Here is a 9,225-nt window from a genome sequence, read left to right as displayed (position 1 = left end):
ATGAAAAGAGGAGGTATTATATGCAATTTACAAATACGAAATTTAATGGGGCAGTCGTTGATTTAACACTATTAACAGAGATTATGGAAAAGAACCATTTTGTACTTGCTGGACAGTGGGATTATGAACGAGTTACATACGATTATAAATTTGAAATATTAAATGATATTTATTATTTGCGCGTACAAGGTTTGGCTGTTGAAGGTGATGTTGGTAGCAGACACGCTGAAATAAAGCTACTTCCTCCCTTATTAGGAAAACATTATTATCCTCACGGCGTTGAATATGGTGATGGTGAAACTTTCCCAACGAATGTACTTCAAAAAAGCGAACAACTCCTACAAAATATCGAAAAAGAGTTAAAAGAGTTCCAAATCATTGAGTAAATAGAAAATATCGAAACAGAGTTAAAAGAGTTCCAAATCATTGAGTAAATAGAAAAAGCGCATCATATTGATGCGCTTTTTCTATTTATCTTACTTAAGAATGAATCGTCTTTTTGACTGGATACCCATAAATAGTTCCATCCTTTACTTTAATCTCATCTTCCCAAGGAACCTTATATTTACCTTCAGCTAAATCTTTTACAAACGTATACGGGTTTTCTTTCACCCCTCCAGGAGTCGCTACATATCCCCTTGAACCTAAATTATATATATTATTTTCGAGACCCCATCCTAATCTAGCCTGATCTGCTAGCTCTGGATATACTTCGGCAGTAACAATCTCCCAAGGATTTCGGTGTCCCTGCACTAAAGTAGTCCCATCAAAATTACATACTTGTCCTTCACCAAAGTAATAAAATACCCCATCATAACCCGCTAAGTTCACTGACAATGTATACATTAAGTTTTGCCATGCATTCGAACGATTAGTTAACATCCATTGTTCACTAACTTGTGTGCTATATCCAGAAATACGAATCAAGACATTTGCACCTTTATAAGCTGCTTCACGAGCTACTTCAGGAAACATACCATCATGACAAATACAAACAGCTAATTTACTTCCTCCAGGTCCATCACAAACAGGTAAGCCTAAATCTCCAGCTTTCCAAGGTTCGACTGGCACCCAAGGATTTAGCTTACGATACTTCAAAATCATTTCACCTTGTGGATCAATAATTATTGCTGTATTATACGGTTCTCCACCATCAGGGTTTCTTTCCATTATAGAAAAAACACCATATACCTCAGACTCTTTACATGCCTCAGCAAACAAGTCTGTTTCCGGCCCAGGAACTGTACATAAAAACTCTTCTGTAGTCCATTTTTTTGTATTAAGCCCTTGTGTACTATATTCTGGAAATACTATCAATTCCATTCCAGGATACCCTGATTTAGTTGAATGAATTGTTTTTATGATCTGTTTAATTTGTTTATCAATGTCTGCACGTGACTCTACTACTGGTACTGGATATTGTATTAATGCTGTTAAAAAACCACTAATTGGCTTTACCATACTTCCACTACTACCCATTTAAATTCCCCCTTAAAATAGTTCTTGTTTATTAAAGATAACAATATAAATTTGTAACTCTCTAAAAAACTTGCACTACACATGGAATCATTACGTATTAAAGCTAGTAGTAAATCTTATATCCACTTTTAGTACATGCCTACACTAACTTAACATAAATAAATTGAAAATTCAATCTTTTATAGTTTACTAAAACTAAAAAAGTGTATGGAAACCCATACACTTTTTTACTTAGTCTGTAAATACGGCGGCAATTGTTGCAACTGCTCTTTATCCTTTTCACGCTCTCGACGCGCCCATCGAAAGAATACATAGCCTATAATTGTGCCATACACTATTTCCTGGACAATTTTCATAATGATGCCACCTGTTTGTTGGTCTTGTACGACTGGCATCCAGTGTAAAAATTCTGGTCCCGTTATATTTAAATCTGATAAAGTTCCCGCGGGTACACAAAGTTCCATCGCCTTCATCCAAGCAGCCGGATCCGTATAGGTTGCAAATAACGGTGCAGTTGCAAAAATGATTAACGCACAAGCTGGCGTTAATAATATACCGTTAGCAAACATATAACCAAGTTTCTTTATATCACTTAATGTTTGATATTCTGGTAATGGATTTAGCATCGGCCACCACATCATGATTGCCGTAAAGAACAATATAGCGAGACAAATAGGATGAGCAATTTGACTTTGTTTTACTGTATCAAAAACAACTGGTAAATGATAAAAAGAAAACAGGCCATTAAATACAAACAATGCAATAAGTGGTTTAGCAAATATCTTTAATATAATTTGAACGAACTTAAAAGAAGTAATATAACGATATAACCAATCTGGTATACCAAGCAACAATAACGGTGGAACTGCAATATACATAACTGCCATTTCGAACATATGTGCACTAAATATAATATGACCAATTAAATCAATAGGCCCTCCCTTTACAAGATACAAAAGAACAATCCCGGTCGTAAAATAAAAAATTTGCTTCTTACTTACCTTCCTCGCATTTTCAAATCGCATTCTATATGGCCCAATAATTAAAAAGTACCCAATAAGAATCGAAAGCATAAATAATAAAAAGATTGGACTCCATAGAGCTTGAAAACCAAATATCCACAAGTTACTCATTGTTACACCTACCTTCTTAAGGTTATCCTTTCACATAATAAGAAGAGGGAGCTGTGACAACACAAGCTCCCTTATTTTTCATTTTTCAAATCCACACAATTGTCATAAAAGCTAAAATTGTAATTAACCCGATTAACAGACCAGAATAAAGAAAGAAACTTGCCGCTTCATGTCCTTTATGACTCATATGCATAAAATAATACAATTGAAAAATTACTTGTACCACTGCTAATAGTAAAATAAATGGCACTGAGAAAGTCGGACTAAAAGTTTTCGGATATGCGACTGCTGCAAATGCAACTAATGTTAAAAAAATCATTAATGCAAATGTAATAACTTGATGCTTCATTTCCTCCGCACTTTTTCTCTTCCGATAAACAAGATCAACTTTAGGATTATTCGTTTGCTTTATCGCCATTGTTTATCCCACCATTCCCATCAAATATACTACAGTGAAAATAAACACCCAAACTACGTCAATAAAGTGCCAATAAATCGATGCAACATAAAACTTCGGTGCATTGTATAAATTTAGACCTCTCTTCGCATTTCTAAAGATTAATGTTAAAATCCAACATAATCCAAACAATACGTGGAGACCATGTGTACCAACAAGAGCATAAAACGCGGAACCAAATGCACTACTTCTCATAGTATGCTTAAATTCATGCGTATAATGATAAAACTCATATATCTCAAATGCTAAAAACCCTAAACCTAGCAACACTGTTACTAGTAGCCAAAGTTGCATTTTTTTAAAATTAAAGTTTTTCATATGATACATCGCATAAACGCTCGTTAAACTACTCGTTAATAAAAGCATCGTCATAATGAAAACGAGTGGCATTTGGAACATCTCTTGAGATGTTGGTCCACCATTTGTAGAATTCTTTAACGCCAAATATGTGCCAAATAAGGAAGCGAACAATACTGTTTCGCCTCCAAGAAATAACCAAAAACCGACAAACTTATTTTTCCCCTCAAGGGTTGCTTTTTCAGGCTCTGCTGGAAATGTTTCATTCGTTAATTTTTCATCTACATGCATTATGCCTTGCCCCCCTTATCTTCTAAATCTTCCTTATGAATATGATATCCATGATCATCAATTACTGAACGTAGGAACATTGTGCCAAATGTAATGATTAAACCGATAATTGCTACTAATAACCAAAACTTATCTTTTCCACCCTGCATATACATTGCACCGAATGCCGCTATAAACAATCCTAAAGAAATGATAAACGGTGAAAATGATGGATTTGGCATATGAATATCACCAACTGGTTCCGCCGCTGTCATCTCTTTATTCCCTTCACGTTTTTCAATCCAAAACGGATCTAACCCGCGAACAAATGGTAATTGTTTAAAGTTATATTCTGGTGTTGGTGCTGGCATTGTCCATTCTAATGTACGTGCATCCCATGGATCACGACCAGCCTTTTCTTTTGAAACTGTCGTTTTAATTACATTGAATAGAAGAACAATCGTTCCAAGAGCCATAAATACCGCTCCAATAGAACTAATCATATTCCCCATTTCCAACCCTTGGCCTTCAAGATATGTGTAGTAACGACGTGGCATACCAATTAAACCAAGGAAATGCTGTATGAAGAACGTTAAATGGAAACCGATAAAGAATAGCCAAAATGTTATCTTTCCTAACGTTTCATTCAATACTTTATTAAACATCAGTGGCCAATAATAATGAGCTCCTGCAAGTAAACCAAATACAACACCGCCGACAATTACATAATGAAAGTGAGCTACTACGAAATAGTTATCATGAAATTGATAATCCGCTGGTGCAGATGCTAGCATAACACCTGTAACTCCACCCATTACGAATGATGGAATGAAAGCTACTGCCCACATCATCGGTGTCGTAAAACGAATACTTCCTCCCCACATCGTAAAGAGCCAGTTGAATATTTTAATACCGGTCGGTACTGCAATCGCCATTGTTGCAACTGAGAAAATAGCATTTGCAACTGGACCAAGTCCAACAGTAAACATATGATGCGCCCATACCATAAATCCTAAGAATCCAATTAATACTGTCGCGAACACCATCGACGAATAACCAAATAATCGTTTTTTCGAAAACGTCGCGAAGATTTCTGAGAATATTCCGAAAGCTGGGAGTATAAGAATGTATACTTCTGGATGACCGAAAATCCAGAATAAATGCTCCCATATAATCGTATTCCCACCCAATGCTGGATTAAAGAAACTTGTTCCAAATAAACGATCTAACATTAAAAGTCCTAATCCTACAGTTAACGGCGGAAAAGCGAATAATATTAGAGAAGATGTTACAAATGTCGTCCATGTAAACATCGGCATACGCATATACGTCATTCCTGGCGCACGCATATTAATAATGGTTACAAGGAAGTTAATACCTCCAATTAATGTACCAATACCGGAGATTTGCAAGCCGAGTACATAAAAATCAACACCATGGCCTTTTGAGGCTAAAGCTAAAGATGCATAAGATGTCCATCCTGCATCAGGTGCTCCACCTAAAAACCAACTTAAATTTAAAAATACTCCACCAAAGAAAAATAACCAAAATCCAAGTGAATTCAAAAACGGGAACGCTACATCACGTGCACCAATTTGAAGTGGTACAGCGGCGTTCATAAATGCAAACACGAGTGGCATAGCTGCGAGGAAAATCATTGTTGTACCGTGCATCGTTAATACTTGATTATAAGCATCCCCAACAAGAAAAGCGTTGTTAGGAATCGCTAATTGAAGGCGAATAAATAGAGCTTCTATTCCGCCTATTATAAAAAACAATCCACCTGCAATTAAATAGAGAATGGCAATCTTTTTATGGTCTACTGTCGTTAAATAATCCCATATGACAGCACCCATCCCCTGTTTTTTTGCTACAGAACTCACGTTTTCAACCTCCCCTTCGCGAATAATCCCTCTTTACTTTTCAACTTTCAACGTTTGTAAGTATGCATTTAATGCATCAATTTGATCATCCGTTAAGTTGCCATATTTACCAGTCATTTTATTTCCTGGTTTCATATTTTCAGGATCTTTCAGCCATTTTTTTAAGTTTTCTTCATTGTTTTCGGCAATACCGGCAACCATATCGCGATCCGCAAAGTTTGCTAAGTTTGGTGCGATACGAGCGGAAGGTGGTCTACTATCATTAGATCCAACTGCGTGACAACCAATACAGCTTTTATTAAATATTTCTTGGCCCTCTTGCGCCTTTGTTGAAGCTACTTCTTTCTTCCCATCAATCTTCTTCATATCAGCAAGCCACTTTTTGTACTCGCTTTCATCTAAAGCTTTCACTTTGAATTGCATTAAAGAATGTGATGGGCCGCAAAATTCTGTACAAAAACCATTATAAGTGCCCGATTTATCTGCCTTTAACCACATTTTGTTCACATTATCTGTATTTGTATCCATTTTCCCAGCTAAAGATGGAACCCAAAACGAATGTTTAATATCGGCACCCTTCAAATTCAAATACACTTTCTTACCTGTGGGGATGACTAAATCTTGAGAAGTGACTATTTTTTCTGATTTATAAGAAAATTCCCACCAATAAAGATTCGCTGTTACATCAACAACGATAGTATCTTTATCAATATTCTTTTTCTCCATCGCACTTACATCAGCAAGTTTGAATGTATATGTAACCGTCGGAACAGCTAAGATTAACAAAAGAATAATCGGAATAACTGTCCATATAATTTCTAGCTTGTGATTCCCTTCAACTTGCTCCGGAATATAATCTTCCTGACCTTTCTTTTGTCGGAAACGCACAATTACATATAAGAAAATAATAGTAACTACTAGTACTACTCCTACCATGATCGCAGTTGCTAGTAAGAGCAAATCATATTGCATTTTTGCTACTTCTCCTTGCGGAATTAAAGTAGATTGAAAGGCTTTACCGCATCCCCCTAACAGTAAAGCCAGCAGTGAAACGAACGAAAGCAGTCGCCACTGTTTCTTCATACAAACAACCCCCACTTTCCTTGTGAATTAGATTGTACTTTATAGTTAAGTAAAGTAAATCTCAACGTAAAGAAATCCAATTATGTCGTTGTCTTAGAAGAATGTAACTACAATCATTGATACAAATAAGATTGTTAAATAATTTAGGGAATAAACAAACATTTGTACGGACCATTTGATGTCATCTTGCTTACGGAAGCCATAAAATCCTAAAACGATCCATCCGATGTTTAACAATGTTGCAATTACCATAAATGTTATCCCTAGTCCACTCATATAAAATGGTAGTGGTAATAAACATACTGTCCAAATCATAATTTGGCGTTTCGTAATTTCAAATCCATGAACTACAGGAAGCATTGGGATTCCTGCATTTCGATATTCATCAACACGTTTCATCGCTAATGCGAGAAAATGTGGGATTTGCCAAATAAACATAATTAAAAATAACATCCAAGCAATTGGATGACCTAAAGATGGATCGATTGCTGCCCATCCAATTAAAGGTGGAACTGCACCAGAGATACTACCTACAACAGTATTTAGTGTATACTTTCTCTTTGTCCATAAACTATATAGAACAACATATGTGAAAGCACCAATAAACCCCATTAACACTGCCATTGGTGTTGTTAATAATAAAAATACAAACCCAAGAAGTAATATAACTAATCCAAATGTAAGTGCAAATCCTGGTTTATACTTTCCAGTAACCGTTGGACGGGTCTTTGTTCTTTCCATTAATGGATCGATGTCTCGATCAATGTAGTTGTTTAAACAACATACCCCTGCCATAACTAATCCAGAACCAACGATTGTAAAGAATAACTTATCCAGATTGTCCATCACACTTAATCCATTAAAGTGTAATGCCAACCAAAATCCTGTAAATACAGTAAGTGTATTTGAGTTTACAATCCCCATTTTAACGAGTGCTTTTAAATCTTGTAACCGAGTTGTTTCCGGTATACTTGTAACAGCAGACTCATCATGCAGCTCACTTGTTGCATGGTTCATCACTTTAACCCCCTCTTAAAACTTTCATCTTTCTTTTTGCACCTATTTCAAATGAAAGATTTTGCTTCTATATAGCAATATTATTACAGTAGAAATATTGTTAATCCATTCTACTACTAATCTACGCCCATACTCCAATATATTAAATCATATTTCCCGAACATTTTGTGAAGAAAACATGAACTTTTTGTGTCGAATATAAAAACTTAATTTTTACTTGTCCTTATCATAACATGATGTTACCTTCTATCATAAACTTTTTTGTCATATTTAACACGTATTCTCCCCATTTCTTTTCAAAATAGCCTGTTTTTCACCTAAAAATTCCCTTATACATCCTATTTCCACACCCATTTTCTCTCCCCTGTCTGTGCCCACCATTTCTTTGCTATTTTATTATTTTTTATATATCATAGGAACTAGCGCGTTTTATTCTATACATAATGGAATGAAAATATTTCGCAATAACTTCATAGCAGAAAGATGGTGAAATAGATTGCAACGCTTTATTAAATGGTTAGCAGTCATTACGAGTCTTGATTTATTAATAGTTTTACTAGGAGGCGCCTTAGTTACAAAAACAGGTTCTGGTCAAGGGTGCGGTAAATCATGGCCACTTTGTAACGGTGAATTTGTTCCATCTAATTTATCAATGGAAACTATTATTGAACTAAGTCACCGCCTTACATCAGGATCAGCAGGAATTCTTGTCACACTCCTTTGTATTTTATCCTGGAAATATTATAAACATGTGCGCGAAACAAAGACGTTAGCAATTTTATCCTTCGTATTTTTAGTTGCACAAGCATTAATGGGAGCGGCAGCAGTTGTTTGGGGACAAATGCCAGCTGTACTTGCTATCCATTTCGGTATTTCCTTAATTTCATTTGCTTCTGTCATTTTATTAACGTGTCTTATCTTTGAAATTGACCAGAAATTTGATGCACGTTCACTTATTATGGACAAAAAAATGAAATTTCATATTTATGGTGTAACAATTTACAGTTATATTGTCGTCTACACAGGTGCTTTAGTACGTCACGAACGAGCTAGCTTAGCCTGTCCAGACTTTCCTTTATGTAGCAAAAATAGACCTATGCCAACTCAACTACATGAATGGGTTCAAATGGGACATAGAGTTGCAGCGATGTTAATTTTCGCTTGGATACTATACGCAATGATTCTCGCTATTCGCCATTACAAGCAACAGCCTGTCGTATACTGGGGATGGATCATTTCATTTATCCTTGTTACACTTCAAGCTATCGTTGGAATTTTAGTCGTATTTACAAATGCTAATTTAGTAATGGCATTATTACATTCACTATTCATTTCTTGCTTGTTTGCTGTACTATGCTATTTAGTTATGTTAGGAACAAGAAGTAAAGTGAATGCAAAAGAAGCCGAATCAACTTCTAAACAAACAAAATAAATTTAAATTAAAATACCTTGCCGAATCGGCAAGGTATTTTTTGCAATAAAGTGAAACTTTAATCAGTGGGGTTTTCTTCATCTCCCACTAATTATTAGCACGCACCAATCGGGCTTTTATGAGCAGCCCGATCCCCACCTAACTTCTTTGCTTTCGCTGAATTTTGAGATGGGG

At 35.7% G+C, this 9,225-nt stretch carries 9 protein-coding genes; 2 read left to right on the top strand and 7 right to left on the bottom strand.

Annotated features, from left to right (window positions below):
• Nucleotides 1-20: 20 nt before the first annotated feature.
• Nucleotides 21-386, top strand: a complete 366-nt coding sequence (locus DN394_RS07570) for a YugN family protein (protein ID WP_001160938.1) — start codon at nt 21-23, stop codon at nt 384-386.
• 94 nt (nt 387-480) lie between these two features.
• Here DN394_RS07570 and DN394_RS07565 read toward each other — a convergent pair whose 3' ends face one another.
• The 7 genes from DN394_RS07565 to ctaB form a co-directional block, all read right to left on the bottom strand.
• Nucleotides 481-1,479, bottom strand: coding sequence for a formamidase (locus tag DN394_RS07565; protein ID WP_097917861.1), 999 nt, complete (start codon nt 1,477-1,479; stop codon nt 481-483).
• 227 nt (nt 1,480-1,706) lie between these two features.
• The gene (gene ctaG, locus DN394_RS07560; protein ID WP_000069020.1) at nt 1,707-2,612 is read right to left on the bottom strand and encodes a cytochrome c oxidase assembly factor CtaG; all 906 of its coding nucleotides are present in this window, start codon (nt 2,610-2,612) and stop codon (nt 1,707-1,709) included.
• A gap of 85 nt (nt 2,613-2,697) precedes the next feature.
• The gene (ctaF, locus tag DN394_RS07555; RefSeq protein ID WP_000985699.1) at nt 2,698-3,030 is read right to left on the bottom strand and encodes a cytochrome c oxidase subunit IVB; all 333 of its coding nucleotides are present in this window, start codon (nt 3,028-3,030) and stop codon (nt 2,698-2,700) included.
• Between the two features lie 3 nt (nt 3,031-3,033).
• Nucleotides 3,034-3,657, bottom strand: a complete 624-nt coding sequence (gene ctaE / locus DN394_RS07550) for a cytochrome c oxidase subunit III (RefSeq protein WP_000557858.1) — start codon at nt 3,655-3,657, stop codon at nt 3,034-3,036.
• Nucleotides 3,657-5,492 (bottom strand): cytochrome c oxidase subunit I, encoded by a 1,836-nt coding sequence (gene ctaD / locus DN394_RS07545; protein WP_000501451.1) that lies wholly within the window; start codon nt 5,490-5,492, stop codon nt 3,657-3,659. The genes ctaE and ctaD overlap by 1 nt, the downstream gene beginning before the upstream one ends.
• A gap of 60 nt (nt 5,493-5,552) precedes the next feature.
• On the bottom strand, nt 5,553-6,602 hold the full coding sequence (gene coxB / locus DN394_RS07540; RefSeq protein ID WP_000745278.1) for a cytochrome c oxidase subunit II: 1,050 nt from the start codon (nt 6,600-6,602) through the stop codon (nt 5,553-5,555).
• A 93-nt stretch (nt 6,603-6,695) separates the two neighbouring features.
• Nucleotides 6,696-7,619, bottom strand: coding sequence for a protoheme IX farnesyltransferase (gene ctaB / locus DN394_RS07535; protein ID WP_097917860.1), 924 nt, complete (start codon nt 7,617-7,619; stop codon nt 6,696-6,698).
• A 496-nt stretch (nt 7,620-8,115) separates the two neighbouring features.
• Here ctaB and ctaA point away from each other — a divergent pair, with 496 nt between their 5' ends.
• Nucleotides 8,116-9,051 carry a heme A synthase gene (gene ctaA, locus DN394_RS07530; protein WP_001188735.1) on the top strand — a complete coding sequence of 312 codons (936 nt, stop codon included), beginning with the start codon at nt 8,116-8,118 and terminating at the stop codon, nt 9,049-9,051.
• Nucleotides 9,052-9,225: the final 174 nt, after the last annotated feature.

The sequence above is a fragment of the Bacillus sp. BB081 genome, assembly GCF_008368895.1.
GTDB lineage: Bacteria > Bacillota > Bacilli > Bacillales > Bacillaceae_G > Bacillus_A > Bacillus_A wiedmannii.
The sequence above is the reverse complement of the archived record's forward strand: the minus strand, read 5'-3'. Positions and strand labels throughout refer to the sequence as shown.

Bases quoted from the DNA above. Each gene is read 5' to 3' on its own strand.
- DN394_RS07570 (WP_001160938.1), top strand. From the start codon at position 21: ATGCAATTTACAAATACGAAATTTAATGGGGCAGTCGTTGATTTAACA.
- DN394_RS07565 (WP_097917861.1), bottom strand. From the start codon at position 1,479: ATGGGTAGTAGTGGAAGTATGGTAAAGCCAATTAGTGGTTTTTTAACA.
- ctaG (WP_000069020.1), bottom strand. From the start codon at position 2,612: ATGAGTAACTTGTGGATATTTGGTTTTCAAGCTCTATGGAGTCCAATC.
- ctaF (WP_000985699.1), bottom strand. From the start codon at position 3,030: ATGGCGATAAAGCAAACGAATAATCCTAAAGTTGATCTTGTTTATCGG.
- ctaE (WP_000557858.1), bottom strand. From the start codon at position 3,657: ATGCATGTAGATGAAAAATTAACGAATGAAACATTTCCAGCAGAGCCT.
- ctaD (WP_000501451.1), bottom strand. From the start codon at position 5,492: ATGGGTGCTGTCATATGGGATTATTTAACGACAGTAGACCATAAAAAG.
- coxB (WP_000745278.1), bottom strand. From the start codon at position 6,602: ATGAAGAAACAGTGGCGACTGCTTTCGTTCGTTTCACTGCTGGCTTTA.
- ctaB (WP_097917860.1), bottom strand. From the start codon at position 7,619: ATGAACCATGCAACAAGTGAGCTGCATGATGAGTCTGCTGTTACAAGT.